Below are 25,954 nucleotides of genomic sequence, written 5' to 3'. Positions count from 1 at the left end.
AGGTACGGGGCTATCCGCGGTCCACGCCGAGCGCCATGAAGTCGTGCATCATGTACGCGGGGTGGTAGTAGACGTTGGTGAGTTCGTCGGAGCGGTAGACCAGCGTCTTGTCGAAGACGACCGGCAGGATGACTGCCTGCTCCATGACCAGGGTGTCGATCTGGGTGTAGATGGCAGCGCGCTCCTCGGGGTCCTCGGTGGCCAGCGCCTCGTCCCACAGGGCGTTGATCTCCGGGTCGTCGAGCTCGGCGGTGTTGAAGTTGCCCGTCTCCATGATCGCGTCGCCGTGGGTGATCTTGGAGGCGAAGCCGTAGCCCGTCGGCCAGTCCGGGCCCCAGCCGGAGACACTCAGGCCGATGTTGTTCTCACGGACGTAGTCCTGCGAACCGGCGTACTGACCGAAGAAGTCCGCGGACGGGAAGCTCTTGATCTCGGCCTCGATGCCGACCCGGGCCAGCGACTGCTGCAGGGCCTCGGCGGTCTGGACGTCCTTCTCGCGCTCGACGCGAACGGCGATGTTGGTGCTGAAGCCGTCCTCCTCGCCGCACTCCTCCAGCTTGGCCTGCGCGGCCTCCAGGTCGCCCTTGTCGTCCTCGGACGGGTACAGGTCGGACTCGGGGTCCGAGCCGGGGATCGCCGGCGGAAGCAGGTTGGTGGCCAGGTCGCCGCCGGTGGCCCCGCCCCAGGCGCGCCACATGCTGTCACGGTCGGCCGCGTACATGATCGCCTGGCGGCAGGCCACGTCCTCGATGATCGGGGTGTGGATGTTCACGTAGCGCAGGGCGCCCGAGTACGGGTTGTCGAGGTTGCCCTGCACGGACTCATCGTCGATAAGGCGGGCGTGCATCGCCGGAGCGACACCGGTTCCCGCGAGGTCGACGTCGATCTCGCCGTTGACCAGGCGCTCGTCGATCTCGTCCTGGTTGACGCCGATCTCGACCTCGATGCGGTCCGGAAGCGCCTCGCGGACCGGGTCGGTCTCGGGGTCCCAGTGCTCGTTGCGCTCCAGGTGGAGCTTGACACCCGGCTCGTAGTTGCCGTCGAACTTGTACGGACCCGAGGAGAGGACGTGCTCCTGGTAGAGCTCGCCGCGGTCGGCCTCGACGGGCACCGGGGCGGTCTGGGGCTGGGTGAGCACGTTCGGGAACTCGGAGAAGGAGTCCTTGAGGTGGAAGACCAGGGTGTAGTCGTCCGGGGTCTCGATGGAGTCGAAGCCCGCGAGCGGGTCGGAGCCCTCGTAGACGTTGTGGTCGCCCTGGTCGAGGTGCGCCTTGAAGTACTGCGGGCCCTCGGTGAACACGCCGCCGTTGAAGTTGGAGCGCGCGATGCCGTACTTGATGTCCTGGGCCGTGATCTCAGTGCCGTCCTCGTACTTGAGGCCCTCCTGGATCTTGACGGTCCACTCGGTGAAGTCCTCGTTGGGCTCCGGCATACCGGCGGCCATGTCGGGGATCAGGTCGGTGGCGTTCTCTCCCGGCTCCGGGTTGAAGGCCAGCAGCGTACGGGCGTAGTACCGGGAGAAGTTCCAGTTGAACGCGTAGTAGGTGTTGGCCGGGTCGGTGGAGTCGAAGTCGCCGGCGATGGCGTACTTCAGGGTGCCACCGGTCGCGTCGGAGGCGTTGACGACCTCGGTCGACCCCTGGTCGAACTCGGCACCGGACGCGGAGCCTCCGCCAGCGGAGTCGCCTCCGCCGCACGCCGAAAGAAAGATGGACGCCGCCGCGCCCAGCGCGACGAAGCCGAGTGTGCGTTTCCTCAAGGAACTGCCTCTCATGCGAACCTGATGGTGGTGGGATCAACCTGTCGTCGGACGCCTTGCCGTGGAAGCCGGGCGGGGCGGCTTCCGGCGGCGAGGGTCAGTCGGAGGTCTTGGGGTCGAAGGCGTCGCGCAGCCCGTCGCCGAAGAGGTTGAAGGCGAGGACGGTGACGAAGATGGCCAGGCCCGGGAAGATGATGAAGTAGGGGGCCGTCTGGTAGAAGGGCACCGCTTCGTCGAGCATCTTGCCCCAACTGGGGGTGGGCGGGTTGATACCGACGCCCAGGAAGCTCAGGGCCGCCTCGAACAGGATGTTCGTGGGGATGAGCAGGGTCGAGTAGACGATGATCGGCGTGATCAGGTTCGGCAGGATCTCCTTGAAGAGGATGTGCCGGTTGCTGGCGCCCAGGCTCCTGGCGGCCTCCACGAACTCGCGCTCACGAAGGGAGAGCGTCTGTCCACGGACGATGCGGGCGATGTAGGGCCAGTTGAAGAAGCCGATGATGAAGACGATGACGCCGATGCGCAACCCGTTGCCGGTGAGGCCGAGGACGCCCTCAGGGATGACGCCCACGAGCGCGATGGCGAACAGCACCAGCGGGAAGGCCAGGAAGATGTCCATGGCCCGGCTGATGACGGTGTCCACCCAGCCTCCGAGGTAGCCCGCGAGAATACCCATGACGGTGCCGATGGCCACGCACACGAGGGTGGCCAGAAAGGCGACCAGCAGGGAGATCTGCGCACCGTAGAGGATGCGGCTGAACAGGTCGCGCCCGGTGGTGGGCTCCAGGCCCAGCAGGTGCTCGGAGCTGATGCCGCCCCAGGGATCGGTGCCCAGTTCCGGCTGCTCCGGGTCCAGGTAGGGCACACGGCGGACCGGGTCGATCAGGTCCTGGTGGAACTGGGTGGGCGGGTGCCCGAACCACTTGGCCAGGAGGGGCGCGAAAATCGCGGCGAGGATGAGCAGGACCACGACCACGCCGGAGATCATCGCGACCTTGTCCTTGCGCAGCCGCTGCCAGGCGATCTGGCGCAGGGACCGGTTGTCGGAGTCTCCGCGGACCCCGTGGGCCTGCGCAGCGACGTTCACGGCGTCGTTCTGCTCCGCCTGCTCCGCCGAATCGGGGGCATGCGAGGGCGCGCTCATCAGGCCACCACTCTCCACTCATACGCTTCTGGCCGAGGGGAACGGGCAGAACCCACGCGTACGGCCGCATGGAGGGGTGACCTGCGGTTCGCGCGCGGTGGGGCCGGCCGGTTCTCGACGCTGGCTGGCGTGGGCTTGCGTGTCGGCGGGGAGGGCGGATGACCTCTCCTCCGCAGACTCGGTCCGCGGCAGTGCGCCACATCACCAGAGGAGTTGGACACACCGGGACCGCTGCGCCCGGGCTGTTACACAGCGACTAACCTACTCGCGATCTGAACGCATAGCGTCCAATATCCGATCATGTATCTAAATCGTGACAAACAACGTTAAAAAGCCTATATAACAACAAAAGGCTACAGAGTTCGCATTCATCCGATGACCGGCCGCGAGCTGCGGCGACGCCCTCAACCGTCGCGCCCACGATACGTCCGAATATGTACCGGTTCGACCCCCCGAGAGGGACGCTATGGCAAGTGCTATACGTCTCAGCGTGTCCACGCGGGTGCGTAGGGCGACGTTCACGGGCGCGCCAGGACACCGCCAAGGACACGTACGGTGACGGCCGCGGCGCACGAGAGGACGACGGCCCCGCGGGTGCGGAACCGTCGTCGTAGGGGTGTGCGGGCCGGGCCCGCGATGTTCACTCGATGCCGCGCTTGCGCAGCAGCTCCTCGATGTCGCCCAGGTCGGAGAGGTCGTCGGCGGCCCCGGCCTTGGGAGCCGGACCCACCTTCCCCTTGGCGCCCGGGGCCGCGGGGGCCGCACCGGGCTCGGCGGCGCCGGGCCCGGCCGCGCCGCCCGCCCCGCCGGTGGCCTTGGGCTCCTTGGCCCTGCCGGGGCGGGTGCCCACGTCACGGGCGCGCATGACGCCCGAGACGACGTAGAGCACCACCGCCAGGCCCGCCAGGGCCACACCGGCCCACACCGCCGGGTTGAACAGCAGGCCGACCAGGATGCCGAAGATGCTCATGGCGAACTGCCAGACGGCGTTCATCAGCCCGATCAGACCGGCGGCCAGCGGCAGCAGCGACCACGCCACGCCGCGCAGACCCGAGGCGGCGCCCTTGGCGCGCCACACGAAGAAGGAGATCACCAGTCCCGCGAGGGTGAGTCCGCCTCCCAGGACCAGACCGGTCATCCACGTCAAGTTCTCAGGCATGGGCCCAGTCTCCCATCCGGCGCCGGAGCGCACATCCGGTCGATCCCCTAGGGCGTGTTCGGTCGATGCCGTCCGTCGCGCAGCAGGGTACGTGTCCGCCGGACACGCCCTGGGTCAGGCCCCGCAGCCGGGGCCCGTACGCCCACGCTACTCCCGTGCCCCGGACGGGCGGCCGGGGCACGGAAGGGGGCGTCGGAGCTGGTGGGGGCGGGGAGAGCGGCGGGGCGGGGGGCCGGGCGGTCCCGTCTCAGCGGTCGGCGACCAGGGACTCCAGCCAGTCCAGGTCCACGCCCACCAGGCTGTCGCGGAACACCACGCCCTCGCGCGGCGGGATGTGCACGTGGTTGGGCACCGCGACCGTGACGCACCCGGCGTCGGCCGCCGAGGTCACGCCGACCACCGAGTCCTCGAAGGCCACGCAGCGCGCGGGGTCCACGCCGAGCCGCCGGGCGGCCCTCAGGTACGGGTCGGGGTGGGGCTTGTTCGCCTCGACCTCGTCCCCGGCCACGGAGTCGTCGAAGTTGTCCAGGCCGATCCCGCCGATCGCCGCCTGCACCAGCGTCCTCTCGGTGGAGGTCACCAGGGCCACGGGGACCCCGGACTCCGACAGCAGGGTGACCAGCTCCTTGGCCCCCGGGCGCAGGTCGGCGCCCTCGGCGAGCCTGGCGCGGAACCTCGTGTACAGGCGGTCGGCGACCTCACGCGGGGTGAGGTGGTGGGCGCCGGTCAGGTCGATGATGTAGCGGCCCACGGGCTCGGCGGCGTTGCCGACGTTGCGCTGGTGGTCCTCCTCGGTCCACACACCGCCCAGTTCGGCGACCAGGTCGGCTTCGGCCTCACCCCACAGGTGCTCGCTCTCGATGAGGGTGCCGTCCATGTCCAGGAGTACGGCCTGGAGGCGTCTGGCCTGGGGCGTCCCGGTACCGGAGGCTTCGGGACTCAGCGTGCTCTGTTCGCTCATAGGTTCGGTGGCGCCTTCCGGACCGGGCGGCGCCACGCTCTCCCCTCGTGTGTCATGGGTTGCCCGCTGGCCCACGGGACACCCGGGCTGTGCGTCATCATCGTGCGGGACGCGGGGCGCCCGCGCCGTGAAGAGGACCTGTCGGCGTCCTTTCCACACTACGAACACTCGGACGCCGGCGGGTGGAGAGCTGCCCCACACTTCCGCCCGCGCGGCCCCGGGGGCGGCGCGGCGGACCGCGCCCGCACACGCGCGCGGCCCCGCCCCCTCGGTCGGGGGGCGGGGCCGCGCCGGGCGGTCCGCCTCGGACGAGCCGGTCAGACGTTGAAGTAGGTCGCCTCCGGGTGGTGGACCACGATCGCGTCGGTCGCCTGCTCGGGCACCAGCTGGAACTCCTCCGACAGGGTCACGCCCACCCGCTCCGGCTCCAGCAGGCGCATGATCTTGGCGCGGTCCTCCAGGTCGGGGCAGGCCCCGTAGCCCAGGGAGAAGCGGGCCCCCCGGTAGCCGAGCTTGAAGAACGCGTCCAGCTCGGCCGGGTCCTCGCCCGCGAAGCCCAGCTCCGCGCGCACCCGGGTGTGCCAGTACTCGGCCAGGGCCTCGGTCAGCTGCACCGACAGCCCGTGCAGTTCCAGGTAGTCGCGGTAGGCGTTCTTGGCGAACAGCTCGGCGGTGGCGCGGCTGATCGCCGGGCCCACGGTCACCACCTGGAAGGACACCACGTCCAGCTCCCCCGACTCCTTGGGCCGGAAGAAGTCGGACAGGCACAGGTGGCGGTCCCGGCGCTGGCGCGGGAAGGTGAAGCGGGTGCGCTCGGCGCCCTCCTCGTCCAGCACCACCAGGTCGTCGCCCTCGCTGTAGCAGGGGAAGTGGCCGTGCACCACGGCCGCCTCCAGCAGGCCGTCGGTCTGGATGCGGTCCAGCCACATCCGCATCCGGGGGCGGCCCTCGGTCTCCACCAGCTCCTCGTAGCTGGGGCCCTCGCCGCCCCGGGCGGCCTTGAGCCCCCACTGGCCCATGAAGGTGGCGCGCTCGTCGAGGAAGGCGGCGTAGTCGGCCAGCGGGATGCCCTTGCTGATCCGGTCGCCCAGGAAGGGCGGCTTGGGCACCGGATTGGTGGTCGACACGTCGCTGCGGGCGGGCACCTCCTCGGGCTCGGTCACCTTGAGCTTGGCACCCGTCTTGACCCGGCGCTGGCGCAGGGCGGGCAGCTCGGCGCCCTCGTCACCGCGCTTGACCGCCATGAACGCGTCCATCAGGCGCAGGCCCTCGAAGGCGTCCTTGGCGTAGCGCACGTGGCCGTCGAAGACCTCGGCCAGGTCCTGCTCCACGTAGGAGCGGGTGAGCGCGGCGCCGCCCAGCAGGACCGGGAAGCGCTCGGACAGGCCCCTGGAGTTCATCTCCTCCAGGTTCTCCTTCATGATCACCGTGGACTTGACCAGCAGGCCGGACATGCCGATCACGTCGGCGCGCTGCTCCTCGGCGGCCTCCAGGATCGCCGACACCGGCTGCTTGATGCCGATGTTGACCACGTCGTAGCCGTTGTTGGACAGGATGATGTCCACGAGGTTCTTGCCGATGTCGTGGACGTCGCCCTTGACGGTGGCCAGGACGATGCGGCCCTTGCCGTCGTCGTCGCTCTTCTCCATGTGGGGTTCGAGGTAGGCGACGGCGCCCTTCATGACCTCGGCGGACTTGAGGACGAAGGGCAGCTGCATCTGGCCGGAGCCGAACAGCTCGCCGACGGTCTTCATGCCCGAGAGCAGGGTGTCGTTGACGATGGCCAGGGCGGGCTTGGACTCCAGCGCCTCGTCGAGGTCGGCCTCGATCCCGGCCATCTCGCCGTCGATGATGCGCCGCTCCAGGCGCTCCCACAGCGGCAGGGCGGCCAGCTCCTCGGCGCGGGAGGCCTTCATGGACTTGGCGTCCACGCCCTCGAACATCTCCATGAACCGCGAGAGGGGGTCGTAGTCGCCCTCGCGCCGGTCGTAGACCATGTCGAGGGCGACCTCGCGCTGCTCCTCGGGGATCTGGTTGATCGGCACGATCTTGGAGGCGTGCACGATCGCCGAGTCCAGCCCCGCCTGGACCGCCTCGTGCAGGAACACCGAGTTCAGCACGATGCGGGCGGCCGGGTTGAGGCCGAAGGACAGGTTGGACAGGCCCAGGGTGGTCTGCACGTCCGGGTAGAGCCGCTTGAGCTCGCGGATGGCGTTGATCGTCTCCAGGCCGTCCCGGCGGGTCTCCTCCTGCCCGGTGGTGATGGGGAAGGTGAGGCAGTCGATCATGATGTCGCCGGTGTTGAGCCCCCACTCACCGGTGATCTGCTCGATGAGGCGGGTGGCGACGCGTACCTTCCACTCGGCGGTGCGGGCCTGTCCCTCCTCGTCGATGCACAGGCCCACGACGGCGGCGCCGTGCTCCTTGACCAGCCCCATGATGCGGGTGAAGCGGGAGTCGGGGCCGTCGCCGTCCTCGTAGTTGACGGAGTTGACCACGCTCCTGCCGCCGAGGGCCTCCAGGCCCGCCTCCAGGACGGGCGGCTCGGTGGAGTCGAGCATGATCGGCAGGGTGGAGGAGGTGGCCAGGCGCGAGGCCAGCTCGCGCATGTCGCTGACCCCGTCGCGGCCCACGTAGTCGATGTTGAGGTCGAGCAGGTGGGCGCCGTCGCGGATCTGGTCCCGCGCGATCTCCACGCAGTCGTCCCAGCGGCCCTCCAGCATGGCCTCGCGGAACTTCTTGGAGCCGTTGGCGTTGGTGCGCTCGCCCACGGCCAGGTAGCTGGCGTCCTGGCGGAAGGGCACGCTCTGGTACAGGGAGGAGGAAGCGGCCTCCACCAGGGGCTTGCGGTTCTTGATGCCGCGCCCCTGGACGCGCTCCACCACGTGGCGCAGGTGCTCGGGGGTGGTGCCGCAGCAGCCGCCGGCCAGGCTCAGGCCGAACTCGGAGGTGAAGGAGTCGTGGGCGTCGGCCAGCTCCGCGGGCGAGAGGTCGTAGAAGGCGCCGTCGGGGCCGAGCTGGGGCAGGCCCGCGTTGGGCATGCAGGAGACGGGGATGGGCGAGTGGTGCGACAGGTAGCGCAGGTGCTCGCTCATCTCGGCGGGGCCGGTGGAGCAGTTGAGGCCGATGACGTCGACGCCCAGCGGCTCCAGGGAGGTCAGCGCGGCGCCGATCTCGGAGCCCAGCAGCATGGTGCCGTTGGTCTCGATGCTGACCTGGGCGATGATCGGCACGTCCCTGCCCGCGGCGCGGCGGGCGCGCTGGGCGGCCACCACGGCGGCCTTGACCTGGAGCAGGTCCTGGCAGGTCTCGATGAGGATGGCGTCGGATCCGCCGTCGATCAGGCCGCGCGCGCACTGCTCGTAGTAGTCGCGCAGCTGGGCGTAGGGCGCGTGGCCCAGGGTGGGCAGCCGGTTTCCCGGGCCCACGGACCCGAGGACGTAGCGGGGCTGGTCGGGGGTGGAGTAGGCGTCGGCGGCCTCGCGGGCCACCTGCGCTCCGGCGTGGGCGATCTCGTAGGTGCGGTCCTCGATGCCGTACTCGGCGAGCCCGCCGAGGTTGGCCGAGAAGGTGTTCGTCTCGATGGCGTCCGAACCCACGGCAAGAAAGGCGGCATGGGTGTCGCGGACGATGTCGGGACGGGTGAGGTTGAGGATGTCGTTGCATCCCTCGTGCCCCTCGAACTGGTCGAGGTCGAGATCGTGCGCCTGGAGCATGGTGCCCATCGCTCCGTCCGCCACGACCACACGGCGGGACAGCGTTTCGCGGAAGGTGGGGCTGGCTCTCATATCTGGCAACTCTACGTCGGAGCACCGCGGCGGCCCAGTTGGTGTCCCCGTGACGCGTGGCACTGGGCGGACCCGCGGTGCGGGGCGGGTCGGTCGTCCGGGGACGGCGGTGTCCTTGTCAGTCGCTGTCTGTGAGGTTATCCCATCGGCTGTTCCACTAGATGAGACGGGAGTCCCGCGGTGTGGCGGCCGGAGCCCCTCGGTCGAGCGCCCCGAACGGTTCCCCGGGCGGGTCGGCACCACGTAGGGTGGACTCCGTTCGCGTGCAGGGAGGAGCCACATGACCAAGCTCGTCCGGGAGCTTGTCGATCCCGTGATGGTGGCGGCGTTCGAGGGATGGAACGACGCTGGTGAGGCGGCCAGCCTGGCCGTGGAGCACCTGTCGAGGGAGTGGGACGCCTACGAGCTGTGCGCGCTGGCACCGGACGACTACTACGACTTCCAGGTGACCCGGCCGCGCATGTCGATCGTGGACGGCGTGGTGGGTGAGGTCGAGTGGCCCACGACCCGGGTCCGCGTGGCGACGCCGCCGGGGTCGGAGCGCGACGTGGTGCTGGTGACGGGCCCCGAGCCGAACATGCGGTGGCGCTCCTACGCCGCCGACCTGCTGGCCGTGGCGCGGGAGCTGGGCGTCACGCGGATGGTGATGCTGGGTTCGCTGCTGGCGGACGCCCCGCACACGCGGCCGATCCCGGTGACCGGGATGGCCTCGCCCGTGGAGCTGGGCTCGGCGCTGGGGCTGGAGGCGACCACCTACTCGGGCCCGACCGGGATCGTGGGCGTGGTGCACGAGGCGTTCAGCGCGGTGGGGATCGAGACCGCGTCGCTGTGGGCGGCCATCCCCCACTACGTCGCCCAGCCGCCGTGCCCGAAGGCCTCCCTGGCGCTGCTGGCGTGGGTGGAGGACTTCCTGGGCGCGCGGGTGCCGCTGGGCGACCTGCCCGAGGACGCGGTGGCGTGGGAGTCCAACGTCAACGAGCTCACCGCCGAGGACGAGGACATCGCGGCGTACGTGCGCGGCCTGGAGGAGGCCAAGGACACCGCCGACCTGCCGGAGGCCTCCGGTGACGCGATCGCCCGGGACTTCGAGCGCTACCTGCGCCGCCACGACGAGGGCTGAGGCCCCGGCGGCGGCCCCGCCGGGGCCGCCGCGGCCGGTGGAAAACGGTGCGGAACGGGGTCTCCCGCGCCGCGGCTCAGCCCGCACGGACCCCTGCGGCCCGGGACCGGGTCCCCGCGTGCGACGCGGTCCCCTCAGAGCCGCATGTGGCGCCACTCCCCCGTGGACAGCACCACGGCCCAGGCCCCGGCGATGCGGGCCAGCCCGCGGCGGACCTCGTCCACGACCGCCGGGGTCAGCGGCACGGGGGCCTCGCGTGAGGCCTGGAGGCGCACGGTGACGCGGAGGCCGTCCAGGACCTTCTGGCCCCGGGCGATGGCCTCGTGGTCGGGTTCGGCCCGCCGCTCCAGGACCGCCCGGATGCCGTCGCGCAGGGCGATGGCCTCGTCGAGGTCGGCGAGGGTGATGGGGATGGCTCCCTCGGTGGCCAGGCGGTGCTCGCGCAGGAACCGCGCGAGGTCGGCCCGGTCGGCGAGCCCGGCACCGGTGGAGACGAAGTCCGCGATGAGTTCGGCGGCCGCGCTGTGCCGCGTGGGGGTCGTCATGGGGGCTATCCCACCACGGCCGGGCCCCGGATACCGGCGTTTTCGCGAGCCCGTGGCCACAGGTGGTCACCGTGCGCGTGTCCAACGAGACGTGTGGGGACGAAACGGTCGCGGCGCCTCCCGGTCCGCTCGCCGTGGGGCTCCGCGCCCGCCCGGCTCAGGCCGCGAGCAGCGCGCGGAGTCCGCGGCGCTCGCGGGGCAGCCCCAGCCGGGCGAGCACGACCAGGAAGTTGGCGAACCGGCCGTCCCAGAAGCCGTCGTGGTCGGCCAGGACCCGGAGGTAGTCGCGCTGGACGGCGGTCAGCTCCGCGGGGTCGCGCGGCGCGGCGGGCCCCGTGGCGAACGGGGCCGCCGACCCGTCGGAACCCGTTGCGGTGCCCGCGCCAGCGGTCGTGCCGTCGTGCGCGCCGGTGCCCGCGCCGCGGCCCGTGTCGGCGGCCCGGAAGGCCAGGTCCAGCAGCGGACCGGCGTCGGCCGCCGCGGTGAGGGGTGAGGTCAGCGGGGCCAGCGCGCGCAGCACCGGGAGCAGGCGCGCGGCGTCCTCGGCGGTGGAGCGCTCGGCGAGTTCCCGGACCAGGGCGAAACGCACGTGGCCGGTGAAGTGGGCGGGACGCCTGGTGAACCAGGCGTCGGCCGCCTCCGGGTCCGCGAGCGCGGCGGCCAGCTCCGCGGTGGCCGCGGGGTTGGCGCGCTGGCCGGGCGCCAGCGCGGCGCAGGCGCGGATGGCGGGGTCGGCGTGCGCGAGGAACTCGGTGGTGTCGGCGCCGCAGGCGCCCAGGGCCAGGACGATCACCGCGCCCTCGTCGCGGGTCTCGGCCATGTCGGCGGCGCCGGACAGGTCCGGCTCCAGCCCGCCGAGCCTGGCCAGGGCCGCGGCGGCCTCCACCGCGCACATGCGCGTGTGCGCGTCGGAGGCGGTCAGGTGGGGTTCGACCGCCGCGTACAGCACGGGCGCGGCGGCGCGCGTGTCCGGGCCCGCCCTCCGCATGAGCGCGTCCACGGCGGGGGACTCCCACACCCCGACCGCCTCGTCCTCGTCGTCGGAGGCCAGTGCGGCGTACACCCGGTCCAGCTCGGCCCCGGCGGGGGGTTCGGGCACGGGGTCGGAGGGCGTCTGGTGCAGCGCGCCCTCGGCCGCGGCGGCCAGGAAGTCCAGCAGGACGCGGCGCGGGGAACCCGGGGCCGCGTCCGACGCCTCGGGGAGCGGGCCCCGGGCCGGGTCGTCGAGTTCGGGGCGGTCGAGGATCCCGGCGACGAACAGGGCGGCGGGGACGGTGGCCGGGTAGACCGTGCCCTGGTGCAGGAGCGCGCCGTGGAGGTGGTCCAGCGCGCGCCCGCGCTCACCCGCGTCGCCGGTGAGCAGGCTGGCGAGGTGCCCGGGGGTGTCGGCGCCGGAGCCGTAGGCGTGGAAGGTGCGGGTCCAGTCGGTGGTGTGGAGTACGTCCGTTCCTGTCTGCATGTCCCGGATTGTGGCAGCGCCCACCGACGGTCCGCGGGTGTGCCGCCGGGGAGCGCTGGGGAGGGTCTGGCTATACTCGGGCCCCCGACTCCGGGGCCGCCCCCCAAGGAAGGCCACACCATGTCGTTCGCCCAGCCGCCCACCACACCCCTGCGCCGGGCCCTGTTCCGCGCCCCCATCTGGATCTACCGGGCCGGGTTGGGCGGGCTGATGGGCCGCCGGTTCGTACTGCTCACCCACAGGGGGCGGGCCACGGGAGAGGCCCGCCAGGCGGTGCTGGAGGTCATCGGCGGCGACGACGCCGCGGGGACCGTGCTGGTGGCCTCCGGGTACGGAAGGCGGTCGCAGTGGTTCCGCAACGTCGAGCACGAGCCGCGGGTGCTGTTCCAGCTGGGCAACCGGCGCCACCGGGGCACCGCCACCGTCCTGTCGCCCCGGGAGTCCGGTGAGGCGCTGGTGAGCTACGCCGAGCGGCACCCCGCCGCCGCCGTGGCGCTGCTGCGCGCGCTGGGCTACGAGGTGGACGACAGCGAGGAGTGGTTCGAGCGCAGGGGCGCGGACCTCGGGAACGACATCCCGGTCGTCCGGTTGTCCCCCGCAGGGGCCGCCGATGAGCGCCGCTCCGAACTCTCCGCTCCCTAGGGCGGCGGACCGGCGGCACCGAAGGCCTTCGGTGCCGCCGGTCGCATCCGGCGGCGCCGGGCGGCCCGTGGTTACAGGCGCACGCCCAGCAGGGTGTCCACGGTCGCGCGCACCAGGGCGGGCGCGCCGGTGTCGGCGCCGCCCTCGGTGAGGGCGGTGTCGGCCCAGGCGTCCACCGCGGCCAGGGCCGCCGGGGAGTCCAGGTCCTCGGTCAGGGCCGCGCGCACGGCGGCGAGCACCGGGGCGGCGTCGGGCGCCGCGCCCAGGGCCAGGGCGGAGCGCCAGCGCTCGGCGCGGGCGGTGGCGGCGGGGAGTTCGGCGTCGGTCCACTCCCACGGGGCGCGGTAGTGGTGGGCGAGCATGGCCAGGCGGATGACGGCCGGGTCCACGCCCTGCTGGCGCAGCTTGGAGACGAAGACCAGGTTGCCCAGGGACTTGGACATCTTCTCGCCGTCGAGGCCGACCATGCCCACGTGCAGGTGGTTGTGGGCGTTGGGACCGCCCGTGGCACATCGGGTCTCGGCCGCGCCCATCTCGTGGTGGGGGAAGATCAGGTCGCTGCCGCCGCCGTTGAGGTCGAAGGCCGGGCCGAGCCGGTCCAGGGCGATGGCGCTGCACTCGATGTGCCAGCCGGGGCGCCCGCGGCCCAGGGGGCTGTCCCAGGCGGGCTCGCCGGGGCGCTCGGCGCGCCAGAGCAGCCAGTCGAGCGGGTCCTTCTTGCCGGTGCGCTGGGGGTCGCCGCCCCGTTCGCCGAACAGCTCCAGCATCTGTCCGCGGTCGAGGTTGCTGATCTCGCCGAACTCGGGCGCCTCGGCGACGGAGAAGTACAGGTCCCCGTCCAGCTCGTAGGCGGCGCCGGTGTCGCGGATGCGGGCGGCGAGGTCGCTGATGAGGTCCACGGACTCCACCACGCCGACGTAGGAGGTCGGGGGGATGATCCGCAGGGCGGCCATGTCCTCGCGGAAGACGTCGATCTCGCGGTGGGCGAGGTCGCGCCAGTCGACGCCGGTGGCCTCCGCGCGCTCCAGCAGCGGGTCGTCGATGTCGGTGGTGTTCTGCACGTAGTTGACGTCGTGGCCCGCGTCGCGCCAGACCCGGTTGACCAGGTCGAAGGTGAGGTAGGTGAAGGCGTGGCCCAGGTGGGCGGCGTCGTAGGGGGTGATGCCGCAGGCGTACATCCCGGCCCGGGGGCCCGGCGTCGTCGTCCTTATCCGGCCGGTGGCGGTGTCGTGGACACGAAGGGGACCGCCGGTACCCGGCAGGGGGACGATGTCAGGCGCAGACCATGAACGCATACCGCGCAGCCTATCCGGACGGGTGGGCGGGAGGCGTGCGCGGGAGGGTGGGCACCGCGCGTGATGATCGCCCCAGAAGAGGTGGGAATAAGCCGGGACGGGGACGGAACCCCCGCCCGTCGTCGGGTTGGGGGTTCCGCGCTGGTCCCGGGCCAGGTCAGAGCCTTCGCCCGGTGCGGGTTCTAGCGCGTCTCGGCGCGCAGCAGGGCGGCCCACTCCGACGCGGGGAACGCCAGGTGCCCGGCTGCACGGTTGACGGTGTCGCGAACGTCCACGCCCTGGGGGGTCTCCCGAACCTCGACACACTGACCACCCGTGTTGCTGTAGCTGGACTTGCGCCAGTCACTCAAAGTAGTTCCTCCAGTACCTTTCGCGACTGCTGGGCGGGGAGCGCCAACGCGAACGCGCGTTTGACCAGTTCCGACAGCCGCTCGAAGTCGTCAGTTTCGCCGTAGACGACATTACCGGTCAGATGGTCCGCGCTCGCGGCCTTTCCACCCCCTCCGAGGCGCACCATGAGCATGGGGGAGGTGATCCCGATCAACGCCGAACCCTCGGGCACCAAGTGGACGGACACCCGGCCCCCGTCGCTCAGGGACAGCAGGTGTTGTGCCTGTTCGGTACGGACCGCGTCCGTAACGCATTCCAGCGCGGACACAGGAAACACAGCCGCCACTTCAGGATCGTTGCGCACTCGAAGCAGTTCGTGACGAGAACACCGCAACGCGACCAACCGTCGGATATCCGTCGCGGACGACAACGGTTGGCCCTCGCGGAAGACGATCTCCGCGTATCCGGGTGATTGCAGCAACCCGGGAACCAGCACGGGAGAGACGTACTCGATCAAGGAGGCGGCTTCTTCGAGCATGCCCGCGTCCTGCATCCACGGGAGCAACGCGGACGGAGCGGTGAAACCCTCCCACTTGCGGAGCAGCGCGCCGCGCATCTCCAGCGCCTTGTCGAGCTTCGCAACGTCATCACGTGCTGGGACATAATGGTCATTTTCCCAGCGAGAAAGGGTTGACGAAGAAACCCTCGCGTGAGTCGCGAGCTTGCGCAGCGTATAACCTGCGCGTTTGCGTTCGCCCGAGAGGTATGACCCGAAACTGTGATCCACCATGTCCCATAAGCTATGCAAGTTGTCCCACTCACAACCAGCCCCGAGGAGGATACAAAGCACTTTCTGTGGAACACGGGGTTTCGGTCGGACGCTGGAGGCATGAACGGTGTCGAGCAGCGTCGAACGGACGCGAACACACGGCGGGCCCCCTTCACCGAGGCCCGCGACGCCTTCCTCTCCCGGCGGGGACTCGCCTTCACCCTGGAATGGAGGCGCTTCCCCTGGACGCGGGGCGCGGACGTCGACCGCGCCCTCATCGGCCCCGCCTACCTGGGCAACGTCTCCATCGGGCTCAAGGACGGCTGGACCTGGGGATGGCAGGGTCAGCACGGGGCCTGGAAGTACGTCCAGCGGGACAGGCTCGACCTCCTGGTGGCCCAGGTGATCGAGACCCGCGCGGGATACGTCCCACCCCTGCCGCGCAGGCGGGGGCGAGACAGCTGACCGGCGACGGGACACGGGGGGTCACCGAACCGGCGGGCGTGGTCCCTCGTGCCGTGTGGGCGGTGGTCCCCCGTACTACGACCGGACGCGCGGGAGGGTGGAGGCGGTGTCGAAGCCGATGGCCGCGAGCCGCACTACGGCCGGACGCGCGCGGGAGGGCGGGAACCGCGCGCGATGACCGCGCCGCAAGGGGCGGGAACGAGCCGGGCGCCACCCGGGCGGCGGAGGGTGCGCACGGCCTGGGTCCGGGGCTCACGCGGCGAGGTTGTGGTGCCTCCTGCTGATGAGCAGGGCGCCGAACACCGCCACGGCGGCGCACAGAGCGGCCATCCCCTCGTTGCCCAGACGCCAGTGCAGCAGAGCGCCGCTGACCGAGACGACGTAGAGGAGCCAGTACGCTCCGCTCTCCACCAGGTTGCCGTTACGGCCCTCCATCGTGCCCCCTGCCGTGAACGCGTGCCCTCACGCGAGCCTGACGGCACACGCCGTCTCTCTCTGAGACGCCGTGGTCACTCTCGGGGTTGACACGCCGTCGCGACCCGGAGGTGTGACGGTGGTTATGCGCACCGGTGACGCACGCCCGCCCTGGTCAGGGCCGAGGCGGGCCGGACCGGAGCAGGTGGGGCCGGAGCGGACGGGGCCGGTCCCGGCCGACCGCGCGGGGTTAGGGCCGGGCCGCGTCCGCGAGTTCGAGCAGGTCCAGCTCCTCGGCCGCGCGCGCCAGCTCGGGGTCCCCGGCGGGGCCGAACTCGACTATGTCGGCGTGGGCCGCCCGGAGCCGCCACCGGGCGCGGGACACGTCGCGGCGCCCCCCGCGCGGGCTCAGGGCGTGGCGGGAGGGGGCGGCCTGGTCACGGACGGGCATAGCGCTCATGGATGGTCCTTCGGGGGTGGGTCGGCGGTCATGGAGTAGCCCGGGTCACGGTGTGACGCTGCCTCCGCGCCCCGGGTTCACCGTGAACACGGTCCCGTAGTCCGCCTCCAGCGCGGTTTCGGAATCCTTTCGCTCCACCCCAGGTCAACGGGGAGTCGGGGAGGGAGCGCCCACGGTGTTCCTGTCCCCTACCCCTTGTTCCGTCCGGAATGCACAGAGTTGGCACATCAAAGCCACCCATGTCCGTCTTCGAAACCAGGGGCCGACCACGTCCGACCACGTCCGACCGCGCCTGTCCGGCCACCCCCGCCGACCGGCCTCCCCCAGCCGCCGCCCGCCCGAGCGCGGGCGGCTCCACGCCCGACCGAGCGGTTCGCGCCACGCATGTCCGTGGTCCCGACGCTCCTGCCCCGGGCACACCCCTTGTGCCGAAGGAAAACTAAACGTACAGTAACTTACCGATTAGATTCGTTGCGTAACACGGCGACTGCGAGTAGTCGCCCACCTGGTCCCGCGCACGCCCGCCGTACGCCGGACCGACTCCGCCCGTCACCGCCCCGCCGCGGCGGGGCTTCCCCCCGGAGTAGCCCATGCGCATCGCGCACCGGCCCCGCAGGTCCCTCGCCTCCGCGGCCCTGTCCTTCCTCACCGCAGCCGCGCTCGTGATCCCGGTCGGGGCCGCCTCGGCCGCCCCCGTCCCCGAGGACACGGCGGCCCCGGCGTCCGCCGAAGCCGCCCAGGCGGCGGCCCTGGTGTGGTCCGACGAGTTCAACGGCGCCGCAGGAAGCGCCCCCAACCCCGCCAACTGGAACCACGAGACCGGCGCCCACGGCTGGGGCAACAACGAACTCCAGAACTACACCGACAGCCGCGCCAACTCCGCCCTCGACGGCAACGGCAACCTCGTCATCACCGCACGCAGGGAGGCCAACGGCGGCTACACCTCCGCCCGCATGACCACCCAGAACAAGGTCGAACACGCTTACGGCCGCATCGAGGCCCGCATCAAGATCCCCCGCGGACAAGGCATCTGGCCCGCCTTCTGGATGCTCGGCGCCGACTTCCCCGACACCCCCTGGCCCGACTCCGGCGAGATCGACATCATGGAGAACATCGGCCGCGAACCCCACCTGGTCCACGGCACCCTCCACGGGCCCGGCTACTCCGGGGGCAACCCCCTGACCGGCTCCTACATGCACCCGCAGGGCTGGTCCTTCGCCGACGACTTCCACACCTTCGCCGTCGACTGGAGCCCCGGCTCCATCACCTGGTCCGTGGACGGCAACGCCTACCAGACCTACACCCCGGCCGACACGCGCGGAAACCCCTGGGTCTACGACCAGCCCTTCTTCATGATCCTCAACATCGCCGTGGGCGGTAACTGGCCCGGCTACCCCGACGGCACCACCCAGTTCCCCCAGCAGATGCTCGTGGACTACGTCCGGATCTACTCCGACGGCGGCGGCCCCGGCGGCGGCACCGGGACGATCACCGCCTCCAACGGCATCTGCCTCGACGTGGCCGGGGCCCAGACGGGCGACGGCACCCCGATCCAGCTGGCGCACTGCAACGGCAACCAGGCCCAGCAGTGGACCGAGGGCTCCGACGGCACGTTCCGGGCGTTCAACAAGTGCCTGGACGTGGCGGGCGGCGCCACCGCCGCGGGCACCCCCGTACAGCTGTGGACCTGCAACGGGACCGGCGCGCAGCGGTGGACTCACGACAGCGGGACGCAGGCCCTGCGCAACCCGCAGTCGGGCCGCTGCCTGCAACCCCAGGGCCGGACGCAGAGCGACGGCACCCGGATGGTGATCGCCGACTGCGACGGCAGTGCCGTCCAGCGCTGGAGCCTGAACGGCTGATCCCTCCCCCGTGCCGCCCGCCGACCCCCTCCGGCGGGCGGCGCCCCGCCGCCCGCCACTCCTCGGGCGGTCGGCGGCGCCTTCGGTCCCCCGTGTCTCAGAACCGGGGGGCCGAGGTGTCGACCATCCGCCACGCCCCGGGATCGGCCGGGGCGTCGGTGAAGGCGTAGCGCACGGTCTCGCGGTCCATGGCCAGCAGGGTCACCGACCCGGTCTCCCACGTCCTGCCCCCGCCGAGGTCGGCGCGGGCGACCAGGCCCGTCGGGTCTCCGGCCTCGTCGGGGCCCGCCGAGCGGGGCGCGGAGTTGGCGGCCTCGTTGACCAGGCGCGGCCACTCCCCCCAGATCTCCTCCACCCCCTTCGCGCGGGACAGGTCGGCCGGGTCGGGCCGGGTGCGCGCGAACTCGGGCGTGTGGCGGGCGGCGCGCGGATCGTCCGGGTTCAGTCCGGTGTTGACCACCATGCTCACGCCGACCGGCAGCGGACGGGTGTCCAGGCACCGGCCGTCCCAGCTGTGCAGCCCGGCCCGGCGGGCGTCGGCGTCCAGCAGGTGGAAGGGCGCGTAGAGGGTGGGGTCGTCGCCGTGCAGCGGGTCGCGGCCCGGGTTCCTGCCCGCCTGCGCGAGGGCGCGCAGCGGCAGTTCGCCCCGGCTGGCCGGGTAGGTGCCCTCCCAGGGCATGCGCCCGTCCCAGGGCCAGCCGTTGAGCAGGGCCGCCGTGCGCGGGCCCGTGGGGTCCACGGCCAGCCAGGTGCCGCCCGCGAGGCGGTCCCGGCCGCCGACGAGGTCGGGCCGGTCGGGCCAGTGCCGGGCGGGCCCGTCCCAGGGCCGGGAGGACATCTCGTCCCTGAGCGCGGCGATGACCAGCGGCGTGTCCGCGCCGGGGTCGAAGCCGACGATGACAGTGCACATGACGACCTTGTGACCTTTGCTGTGGGTCCCCGGTGTGGTGCGGGCGGAACGGGGATGTGGACAGGAGGTAGACGCAACCGTACCCGGAGGGTGCCCCCGGCAGTACTCCGCGCGGGCCCGGGGTGGTGCGGACACCACCCCGGGCCCGGGGGACGGTGTGCCTGCTTCCCGGTCCGGGAGTCTTCTAGTCTGTAGTCTCCCTCCCCCTTCGCGTGTGCGGGGCGGATGCCGCGTCCAAGGCGCCTCCCGCCCGTCTCGTCTCCCGGACCACACAGGAGTAGTGCGTGCCCGAGCAATCCGACCGGACCGACGGCGGTGCGGACAGCACCGCGGACAGGCCGCGGGACGCGGCTTCCGCCGTCCCCGGACCACAGGCGGGCGGCGGCGCCCCCGAGACGGCCGGAGCCCCCGCCGGGGCCTCCGCCGAGCCCGTCCCCGCGGGCCCCAGGGGCCCGGCGGGCCCTCCGCCCGAGACGGGGCTGAGCAGCCAGCAGGTCGCAGAGCGGGTCTCGGCGGGGCGGACCAACGACGTGCCGGTGCGCGCGAGCCGCACGGTCGGCCAGATCATCCGCGGCAACGTGTTCACCCGGATCAACGCCATGGTCGCGGTGCTGTTCTCGATCATCGCCGTGATCGGCCCGGTGCAGGACGGGCTGTTCGCGATGGTCATCCTCTTCAACACGCTGATCGGCATCGTCCAGGAGCTGCGGGCCAAGCGCACCCTGGACAAGCTCGCCATCGTCAACGCCGCCCGGCCCCGGGTGGTGCGCGACGGCGCCACCGTGCACGTGGCCACGCAGGAGATCGTCCTGGACGAGGTCCTGGAAGTGGGCGTGGGCGACCAGATCGTGGTCGACGGCACCGTCACCTGGGCCGGGGGGCTGGAGGTCGACGAGTCGCTGCTGACCGGCGAGGCCGACCCGGTGGTCAAGCGGCCCGGGGACACGGTGATGTCGGGCAGCTTCGTGGTGGCGGGCACCGGTCGGTTCCGGGCCACCAAGGTGGGACGGCACGCCTACGCGGCGCGGCTGGCCGAGGAGGCGAGCCGCTTCTCGCTGGTGCACTCGGAGCTGCGGTCGGGCATCAACCGCATCCTGACCTGGATCACCTACGCGCTGTTCCCGATCGGCGCCCTGCTGATCTACAGCCAGCTGGTCCTGGGCGGGCACGTGGGCCTGGAGGAGTCGACGTCGGGCGGCCAGATCTCCGGCCCGCTGGCGGACGCCCTGCGCAGCATGGTCGCGGCCCTGGTGTCGATGATCCCCGAGGGCCTGGTCCTGCTCACCAGCATCGCGTTCGCGGTCGGGGTGATCCGGCTGGGGAGGCACAAGTGCCTGGTGCAGGAGCTGCCCGCGATCGAGGGCCTGGCCCGCGTGGACGTGGTGTGCACCGACAAGACGGGCACGCTGACCGAGGCGGGCATGAAGTTGGCCGGGATCCGCGACCTGGGCGGGCACGGCGGGGAGGACTCCCCCTCGCTCGTGCTGGCGGCGCTGGCGGCCAGCGACCCCGACCACAACGCGAGCATGGCGGCGATCGCGCGCGGGTGCGAGGCCGCGGGCCAGACGGCTCCCGACTGGACGGTCACGGCGCTGGCGCCGTTCTCGTCCGCCCGCAAGTGGAGCGGGGCCAGCTTCCTGACCTCCGGCGGCGAGGAGCACTGGGTGCTGGGCGCGGCCGACGTGCTGGCCTCCCCGCAGGACCCGGCGGCGGCCGAGGCGGCCCGGCTGGGCGCGCAGGGCCACCGGGTGCTGCTGCTGGCCCGCGCGTCGGCGCGGGTGGACTCCGACGAGGCCCCCGGGACCGTGCTGCCGGTGGCCCTGGTGGTGCTGGACCAGAGGCTGCGCGAGGACGCCGGCCCGACCCTGGACTACTTCGAGGACCAGGGCGTGGACGTCAAGATCGTCTCGGGCGACCACGCGGCGTCGGTGGGCGCGGTGGGCCGTGAGCTGGGGCTGCCGGGCGCGGACCAGCCGGTGGACGCGCGGGCGCTGTCGGAGGACGGCGACGAGCTGGCCCGCGAGGTGGAGCGGCGCTCGGCCTTCGGCCGGGTGACGCCCGAGCGCAAGCGCGACATGGTCAGGGGCCTGCGCGACCGCGGGCACACGGTGGCGATGACCGGTGACGGCGTCAACGACGTGCTGGCGCTGAAGGAGGCCGACATCGGCGTGGCGATGGGCTCGGGGAGCCCGGCGTCGCGGTCGGTGGCCCAGCTGGTGCTGCTGGACAACCGGTTCGCGGTGCTGCCGCGCGTGGTGGCCGAGGGCCGCCGGGTCATCGGCAACATCGAGCGGGTGGCCAACCTGTTCCTGACCAAGACCGTGTACACGATGACGCTGGCGATCATCGTGGGCCTGCTGGCGGTGGCCTACCCCTTCTTCCCGCGCCACGCGACGCTCATCAACGCGGTGACGTTCGGTATCCCGTCGTTCTTCCTGGCGCTGGCGCCCAACACCGACATCGCCCGCCCGGGGTTCGTGATGCGGACGCTGCGGCTGGCGATCCCCTCGGGCATGGTGGCGGGCTTCGCCGCGGTGACGACCTACCTGCTGGTGCTGGGCGGCCGGACGGTGCCCGACCCGGCCGACCGGACGGCGGTGGTCATCACGCTGTGCGCGACGACGCTGTGGGTGCTGCTGCTGGTGGCCAAGCCGTACGTGTGGTGGAAGGTGCTGATGGTGGGCTCCATGGTGGGCCTGTTGACGCTGGCGATGGTGACACCGCTGGGGCAGTGGTTCTTCGACCTGGACGTGAGCGACCCGACCAAGGTGCTGACCGGTCTGGCCGTGGCGGGTGTGGCGATCGTGGTGATCACGGTGATCCGGGTGGTGGACGACCGGATGACGGCCCGCTCCGAAGCGCGTGCGGCGGAGGGGGAGGACGAGCGCGAGGCCGAGGAGCGCACCCCGGAGCCGGTGTGACAGCGGTTCACCGGGAGGCGGAGGGCCGGGGCGGGCACCCGGCCCCCGCCCCGGTGAGAGCGCGTGCGCAGGGCCGGGCGGCACCGGCCTTCGCTCCGGGACCCGGTCGCGGGGCGCGGCCGGGGCAGGCCCCATCCTGGGAAGCACGGTCCCGGCAGGCCCGGTCCCGGAAGCACAACCCCGCGAGGCCCGTTGGTCTCGGCTGGCGCGGTCGCACGGCGTCCGGCCGCGCGGGGACCACGGCGGGACCTGGTGAGGGTGAGAGGGAGAGAGGCAGGACATGCTGAGCGAAACCGACATGCGCCACCTGCGGCGCGCGGTCGATCTGGCCGAGGAGTCCCTGGAGGCGGGTGACGAGCCCTTCGGCTCGGTGCTGGCCTCCCCGGACGGGACGGTGCTCTTCGAGGACCGCAACCGCGTCGCCGGCGGCGATCCGACCCAGCATCCGGAGTTCGCCATCGCCCGGTGGTCGACCACCCGCATGAGCCCCGGCGAACGGGCGGCGGCGACCGTCTACACCTCCGGGGAGCACTGCCCCATGTGCTCGGCCGCCCACGGCTGGGCGGGGCTGGGCCGGATCGTGTACGTGACCTCCACGGCGCAGCTCGTCTCGTGGCTGGAGGAGTGGGGTGTGCCCCCGGCGCCGGTGCGGGCGCTGCCCATCGGCGAGATCGTGCCCGCGATCGCGGTGGAGGGGCCGGTGGACTCCCTGGTCACGCGGGTGCGGTCGCTCCAGGCTCGCTTCCACGGGCGCGGCTGACGCCAGACCCGGGCCCGCCGCCGGTGTCGCCCCGCAGCCGGTGTGAGCGGTGCGGTCGACGCCGTCGGCGTGGTGAGGACGTCAGCGCGGTGCGCGCGGTGGGCGCCGGAAGCGCCGTCAGCGCGCTCGGCGTGGTGAGCGCGGTCAACGCCGTGAGGACGTCAGCGCGGTGAGCGCCGTCAGTCCCTGTCGTCGTCGCTGGGCTCGAACCGCCCCTGGATGACCCGGCCGCGGTTCTGCGGGGCGGCGTCCCCGTCGGTGCGGGGGCCGAACGGGTTCTGGCCGGGACCGAACGGCCCCGCGGCCGGACCCGCCCCCGGGCCGGGGGCGGTGGACCCGCGGACGACGAACTCCTCGTTCATCCGCTCCTGCATCCCGCGCACGCGGCGCCGCGCCCACGAGGCGAAGGCCCAGCGCAGGACGGGCCGGGTGAAGGGCAGGACCATCAGCAGGCCGAGCACGGCGGTGATGAACCCGGGGATCACGAGCAGGATGCCGCCCGCCATGAGCATGAGCGGGTCGAGCAGGCCCCCGCGCGGCTGCTCGCCCGAGCGCATGGCCTGGTCCGCGTCCCGGAAGGCCCTGGTCCCGGCCCGGCGCAGCACGGCCACGCCCAGGACCATCAGCGAGACCAGCGCGGCCAGCGTCCACGGGACGCCGATCCAGCCGCCGACGGCGATCATCAGCCACACTTCCAGGAAGGGCAGCGCCATCAGCGCCAGCACTGTCAGCAGCGGCATGCGTAACCATCCTCCGGGTCGTCGGCGGGAGCTCCCCTACAGGAGAGAACGCACGCGCGGGCGCCAGGGTTCCCCCGGACACGTGCTTCCCGGCCGGGCGTCCGCGCGCACACCCCCGGGCGCGCCGCCTCGGCGCGCGCACGCGCCCGCGCAGGGCCCTTCCGTCGCCCCCTGCCGCCGGGCGCGGCGCGGGCGTGTCCCCCTCAGGCGCGGCGACGGCGGCCCAGGACCACCGCCACGACCACCGCTCCCAGCCCCAGGGCGCTCAGGAGCGCCTCAGGCACCGCGCCGAGGCGGGTGGCGATAGTGGTGCCCTCCATCGCCTCCAGCTCCGCCACGTGGATGTCGGGCACCGCCTCGGGCGAGCTGTAGGCCAGGCTCCCGTCGGGGTTGACTACGGCGCTGACGCCGCTGGTGGAGACGACCACCGCCGGGCGGCCGTGCTCGACGGCGCGCAGCTGGGTGATGGCCAGCTGCTGGTTGGTCTGGCCGGTGAAGTTGTAGTTGGCGTTGTTGGTGGGGATCACGATGACCTGCCCGCCCGCGGCGACGGACTCGCGCACCGGCAGGTCGAAGGCCACGTCGAAGCAGATGCCCACGGCCAGGGTGGTGCCGCCCACGTCCAGGGCGCCGGGCTCGCTGCCGGGGACGGCGTCGGAGCTGACCTGCTGGAGGCGGGCCACGAACCGCGTGAAGAAGTCGCGGAAGGGGACGTACTCGCCGAACGGGACGAGGTAGCGCTTGTCGTAGATCTCGCCCGGCCCGCTCCAGGGGTCCCAGACCACGCTGCTGACGTAGCGGGTGCCGTCGTCGTTGAAGCGGCTCATGCCCCACAGCAGGGGGACGCCCGCGTCGGCCGCGGCGGCGTCGATGGTCTCGCGCGCCCGGGGGTCGCGGAAGGGGTCGATGTCGCTGGCGTTCTCCGGCAGCAGCACCATGTCCGGCTGGGGGTGCTCCCCCGCGCGGACGGCGTCGGCGAGTTCGTGGACCCCGTCGGCGTGGTTGTTGAGGACCTGCATGCGCTCGCCCGCGACGGACATCTGTCCGACGTTGGGGACGTTGCCCTGGACCATGCCGACGGTGACGGTGTGCGAGACGTCGGGGCGGCCGATCGCGGGGGCCAGGGCGCCGCCGGCGACGACGGCCGCTCCGGCGGCCAGTCCGAGGACGGCCGGGACCCAGCCGGTCCGCAGCGGGCCGCCCGTGCGGACGGGGCGGCCTCCCCGGCCCGTGCCCGCCTCGTGCGCGGCGTTGCGATCGTTTCGGTCGTCCTGATCACCGTGTCCGGTCCGGCGGGCGCCCGCCAGGCGCAGCGCGCTCCACAGCAGCAGGCCGCCGGTGAGGGCGACCGCGAAGGTCACCAGGGCGGAGGAGCCGAGGGCGGCGTAGCCGACGAAGGGCGTGTCGGGCTGGGCGAAGGCGAGCTTGCCCCAGGGGAAGCCGCCCAGCGGCCAGCGGGCGCGCACGGCCTCCTGGGCCACCCACAGGGCCGCGGTCCACAGCGGCCAGCCGGGCAGGCGCATGGCCAACGCCAGGCCCATCGCCATGGGGAGGAAGTAGACGGTCTCGGCTCCGGCGATGAGCAGCCACACGTCGACGCCGAAGATGTCCTGCCAGTGCACCAGCGGCACCATGAGCGTGGCCCCGGACAGGGCGCCGAGCCAGGCCGCGCGGCGCGTACGGGCCCCCGCGACGGCGAGGGCGAGCAGCGCGGCGCTGAGCGGGCCCAGCCACCACAGGCCGTAGGGCGGCAGCGCGAGGAGCTGGGCCAGACCGGACCCGACGGCGGCGAGCACCCGCCACAGCAGGTCGTGGCGTCCCCAGCGGTGCCCCGGCGCGAAGGCGGAGGCGAAGGAGCGTGCCGGGTTCGCCGTCCGCTCCCGCCCCACCGGTTCCGGCGAGGGTCTGTCGGAGCCGTGGGCGCTGCCCTGCTCGGTGTGCTCGGCAACCACGTGGGGTGCTCGCTTTCCGCTTGCTGGTGAGAGGTGCTCGCGGTCAGCATATGGGGGGACGCGGAAAAGGCCCGAGCCACCCTTCGGACCGGCTCCGTCCCGTCGGCGGCGAGCTCGGAAGACCGTTGTCTACTGGATGTTCGGGCCTTTTCCGGGTCCAACCCCCCGCCCGGTCGCGGTACTCCACCCCTCACCCGATCCCAGCTGCACCTGGCGCGTGATGCAGCGTCCGATCGGACGAGTGGGGGCCGCACAACCGGTCCGTCCAGTGCTGGACTGGTCGTTAGGTTACCCAGACTCCCCGACCCGATGCCTCAACCCGGCTGCCGTGTCGTGGCCGCCGCCCCGAGGGCGTGGAGGGGAGAAAGGAAGGAACCGTCGGACAGGCTAACGCACCTGGGGCCGCCACGCCAGCTGGGCGGACGGGGTTTGTGTCTGACCGCAATCGGATCGACATCGACTCAAGTATGGACTTTTCGATCAGAATCATGTCTGATGT

At 72.3% G+C, this 25,954-nt stretch carries 21 protein-coding genes; 6 read left to right on the top strand and 15 right to left on the bottom strand.

Features of this window, described 5'->3' with window-relative positions:
* Positions 1-10: 10 nt before the first annotated feature.
* The 5 genes from EV372_RS22105 to metH all read right to left on the bottom strand — a co-directional run bounded on the left by EV372_RS22105 (position 11) and on the right by metH (position 8,811).
* Positions 11-1,759, bottom strand: a complete 1,749-nt coding sequence (locus tag EV372_RS22105; protein WP_130397576.1) for an ABC transporter substrate-binding protein — start codon at positions 1,757-1,759, stop codon at positions 11-13.
* 97 nt (positions 1,760-1,856) lie between these two features.
* Positions 1,857-2,903: an ABC transporter permease gene (locus EV372_RS22100; RefSeq protein ID WP_130397575.1), complete on the bottom strand. Its 1,047-nt coding sequence runs from the start codon at positions 2,901-2,903 to the stop codon at positions 1,857-1,859.
* A 640-nt stretch (positions 2,904-3,543) separates the two neighbouring features.
* The gene (locus tag EV372_RS22095) at positions 3,544-4,062 is read right to left on the bottom strand and encodes a cellulose synthase (protein WP_253792913.1); all 519 of its coding nucleotides are present in this window, start codon (positions 4,060-4,062) and stop codon (positions 3,544-3,546) included.
* A 247-nt stretch (positions 4,063-4,309) separates the two neighbouring features.
* The gene (locus EV372_RS22090; protein ID WP_130397574.1) at positions 4,310-5,023 is read right to left on the bottom strand and encodes an HAD family hydrolase; all 714 of its coding nucleotides are present in this window, start codon (positions 5,021-5,023) and stop codon (positions 4,310-4,312) included.
* A gap of 317 nt (positions 5,024-5,340) precedes the next feature.
* Complete coding sequence (metH, locus tag EV372_RS22085) at positions 5,341-8,811, bottom strand: methionine synthase (protein ID WP_130397573.1); 3,471 nt, start codon at positions 8,809-8,811, stop codon at positions 5,341-5,343.
* A 280-nt stretch (positions 8,812-9,091) separates the two neighbouring features.
* Between metH and EV372_RS22080 the strand changes: the two genes are divergently transcribed.
* Complete coding sequence (locus tag EV372_RS22080; protein WP_013152584.1) at positions 9,092-9,931, top strand: PAC2 family protein; 840 nt, start codon at positions 9,092-9,094, stop codon at positions 9,929-9,931.
* Between the two features lie 134 nt (positions 9,932-10,065).
* On the opposite strand, the gene EV372_RS22075 is transcribed toward EV372_RS22080, so the two are convergent.
* Positions 10,066-10,476 (bottom strand): ABATE domain-containing protein, encoded by a 411-nt coding sequence (locus tag EV372_RS22075; RefSeq protein ID WP_013152583.1) that lies wholly within the window; start codon positions 10,474-10,476, stop codon positions 10,066-10,068.
* A 157-nt stretch (positions 10,477-10,633) separates the two neighbouring features.
* A complete protein-coding gene (locus EV372_RS22070; protein ID WP_130397572.1) occupies positions 10,634-11,935 on the bottom strand; it encodes a hypothetical protein in 1,302 nt (433 codons plus the stop codon).
* Positions 11,936-12,055: 120 nt separating this feature from the next.
* Here EV372_RS22070 and EV372_RS22065 point away from each other — a divergent pair, with 120 nt between their 5' ends.
* Positions 12,056-12,577: a nitroreductase family deazaflavin-dependent oxidoreductase gene (locus EV372_RS22065; protein WP_130397571.1), complete on the top strand. Its 522-nt coding sequence runs from the start codon at positions 12,056-12,058 to the stop codon at positions 12,575-12,577.
* A 71-nt stretch (positions 12,578-12,648) separates the two neighbouring features.
* Here EV372_RS22065 and mshC read toward each other — a convergent pair whose 3' ends face one another.
* From mshC to EV372_RS22050, 3 genes are all read right to left on the bottom strand, one after another.
* Complete coding sequence (gene mshC, locus EV372_RS22060; RefSeq protein ID WP_130397570.1) at positions 12,649-13,872, bottom strand: cysteine--1-D-myo-inosityl 2-amino-2-deoxy-alpha-D-glucopyranoside ligase; 1,224 nt, start codon at positions 13,870-13,872, stop codon at positions 12,649-12,651.
* Between the two features lie 182 nt (positions 13,873-14,054).
* Positions 14,055-14,222 (bottom strand): DUF397 domain-containing protein, encoded by a 168-nt coding sequence (locus tag EV372_RS22055; protein ID WP_130397569.1) that lies wholly within the window; start codon positions 14,220-14,222, stop codon positions 14,055-14,057.
* Entirely contained in the window at positions 14,219-14,992 is a 774-nt protein-coding gene (locus EV372_RS22050) for a Scr1 family TA system antitoxin-like transcriptional regulator (protein WP_130397568.1), read from the bottom strand. The genes EV372_RS22055 and EV372_RS22050 overlap by 4 nt, the downstream gene beginning before the upstream one ends.
* 99 nt (positions 14,993-15,091) lie before the next feature.
* Between EV372_RS22050 and EV372_RS22045 the strand changes: the two genes are divergently transcribed.
* Positions 15,092-15,436, top strand: coding sequence for a hypothetical protein (locus EV372_RS22045; protein WP_130397567.1), 345 nt, complete (start codon positions 15,092-15,094; stop codon positions 15,434-15,436).
* Positions 15,437-15,688: 252 nt separating this feature from the next.
* Here the strand turns inward: EV372_RS22045 and EV372_RS22040 are convergent, their stop codons facing one another.
* Entirely contained in the window at positions 15,689-15,871 is a 183-nt protein-coding gene (locus tag EV372_RS22040) for a hypothetical protein (RefSeq protein WP_013152576.1), read from the bottom strand.
* A 229-nt stretch (positions 15,872-16,100) separates the two neighbouring features.
* The gene (locus EV372_RS22035; RefSeq protein WP_486484024.1) at positions 16,101-16,310 is read right to left on the bottom strand and encodes a hypothetical protein; all 210 of its coding nucleotides are present in this window, start codon (positions 16,308-16,310) and stop codon (positions 16,101-16,103) included.
* Positions 16,311-16,900: 590 nt separating this feature from the next.
* Here EV372_RS22035 and EV372_RS22030 point away from each other — a divergent pair.
* Positions 16,901-18,172 (top strand): family 16 glycosylhydrolase, encoded by a 1,272-nt coding sequence (locus EV372_RS22030; RefSeq protein WP_130397566.1) that lies wholly within the window; start codon positions 16,901-16,903, stop codon positions 18,170-18,172.
* Between the two features lie 97 nt (positions 18,173-18,269).
* On the opposite strand, the gene EV372_RS22025 is transcribed toward EV372_RS22030, so the two are convergent.
* Entirely contained in the window at positions 18,270-19,082 is an 813-nt protein-coding gene (locus tag EV372_RS22025) for an NRDE family protein (RefSeq protein ID WP_130397565.1), read from the bottom strand.
* Between the two features lie 284 nt (positions 19,083-19,366).
* Between EV372_RS22025 and EV372_RS22020 the strand changes: the two genes are divergently transcribed.
* Positions 19,367-22,003 (top strand): HAD-IC family P-type ATPase, encoded by a 2,637-nt coding sequence (locus EV372_RS22020; RefSeq protein ID WP_130397564.1) that lies wholly within the window; start codon positions 19,367-19,369, stop codon positions 22,001-22,003.
* A 280-nt stretch (positions 22,004-22,283) separates the two neighbouring features.
* Positions 22,284-22,763, top strand: coding sequence for a nucleoside deaminase (locus EV372_RS22015; RefSeq protein WP_130397563.1), 480 nt, complete (start codon positions 22,284-22,286; stop codon positions 22,761-22,763).
* 179 nt (positions 22,764-22,942) lie between these two features.
* Here EV372_RS22015 and EV372_RS22010 read toward each other — a convergent pair whose 3' ends face one another.
* Both EV372_RS22010 and lnt read right to left on the bottom strand, forming a co-directional pair.
* The gene (locus EV372_RS22010; protein ID WP_130397562.1) at positions 22,943-23,503 is read right to left on the bottom strand and encodes an FxsA family protein; all 561 of its coding nucleotides are present in this window, start codon (positions 23,501-23,503) and stop codon (positions 22,943-22,945) included.
* A 203-nt stretch (positions 23,504-23,706) separates the two neighbouring features.
* Entirely contained in the window at positions 23,707-25,455 is a 1,749-nt protein-coding gene (gene lnt, locus EV372_RS22005) for an apolipoprotein N-acyltransferase (RefSeq protein WP_130397561.1), read from the bottom strand.
* Positions 25,456-25,954: the final 499 nt, after the last annotated feature.

This window comes from Nocardiopsis sp. CNZ308 (assembly GCF_004217075.1).
Note: the sequence above shows the minus strand (reverse complement) of the source record. Positions and strands in the feature narration are given on the sequence as shown.

Excerpts from the sequence above, each read along its gene's own strand:
- EV372_RS22100 (WP_130397575.1), bottom strand. The coding sequence starts at position 2,903 with ATGAGCGCGCCCTCGCATGCCCCCGATTCGGCGGAGCAGGCGGAGCAG.
- EV372_RS22095 (WP_253792913.1), bottom strand. The coding sequence starts at position 4,062 with ATGCCTGAGAACTTGACGTGGATGACCGGTCTGGTCCTGGGAGGCGGA.
- EV372_RS22090 (WP_130397574.1), bottom strand. The coding sequence starts at position 5,023 with ATGAGCGAACAGAGCACGCTGAGTCCCGAAGCCTCCGGTACCGGGACG.
- metH (WP_130397573.1), bottom strand. The coding sequence starts at position 8,811 with ATGAGAGCCAGCCCCACCTTCCGCGAAACGCTGTCCCGCCGTGTGGTC.
- EV372_RS22080 (WP_013152584.1), top strand. The coding sequence starts at position 9,092 with ATGACCAAGCTCGTCCGGGAGCTTGTCGATCCCGTGATGGTGGCGGCG.
- EV372_RS22075 (WP_013152583.1), bottom strand. The coding sequence starts at position 10,476 with ATGACGACCCCCACGCGGCACAGCGCGGCCGCCGAACTCATCGCGGAC.
- EV372_RS22070 (WP_130397572.1), bottom strand. The coding sequence starts at position 11,935 with ATGCAGACAGGAACGGACGTACTCCACACCACCGACTGGACCCGCACC.
- EV372_RS22065 (WP_130397571.1), top strand. The coding sequence starts at position 12,056 with ATGTCGTTCGCCCAGCCGCCCACCACACCCCTGCGCCGGGCCCTGTTC.
- mshC (WP_130397570.1), bottom strand. The coding sequence starts at position 13,872 with ATGCGTTCATGGTCTGCGCCTGACATCGTCCCCCTGCCGGGTACCGGC.
- EV372_RS22050 (WP_130397568.1), bottom strand. The coding sequence starts at position 14,992 with ATGGTGGATCACAGTTTCGGGTCATACCTCTCGGGCGAACGCAAACGC.
- EV372_RS22045 (WP_130397567.1), top strand. The coding sequence starts at position 15,092 with ATGAACGGTGTCGAGCAGCGTCGAACGGACGCGAACACACGGCGGGCC.
- EV372_RS22040 (WP_013152576.1), bottom strand. The coding sequence starts at position 15,871 with ATGGAGGGCCGTAACGGCAACCTGGTGGAGAGCGGAGCGTACTGGCTC.
- EV372_RS22035 (WP_486484024.1), bottom strand. The coding sequence starts at position 16,310 with ATGAGCGCTATGCCCGTCCGTGACCAGGCCGCCCCCTCCCGCCACGCC.
- EV372_RS22030 (WP_130397566.1), top strand. The coding sequence starts at position 16,901 with ATGCGCATCGCGCACCGGCCCCGCAGGTCCCTCGCCTCCGCGGCCCTG.
- EV372_RS22025 (WP_130397565.1), bottom strand. The coding sequence starts at position 19,082 with ATGTGCACTGTCATCGTCGGCTTCGACCCCGGCGCGGACACGCCGCTG.
- EV372_RS22015 (WP_130397563.1), top strand. The coding sequence starts at position 22,284 with ATGCTGAGCGAAACCGACATGCGCCACCTGCGGCGCGCGGTCGATCTG.
- EV372_RS22010 (WP_130397562.1), bottom strand. The coding sequence starts at position 23,503 with ATGCCGCTGCTGACAGTGCTGGCGCTGATGGCGCTGCCCTTCCTGGAA.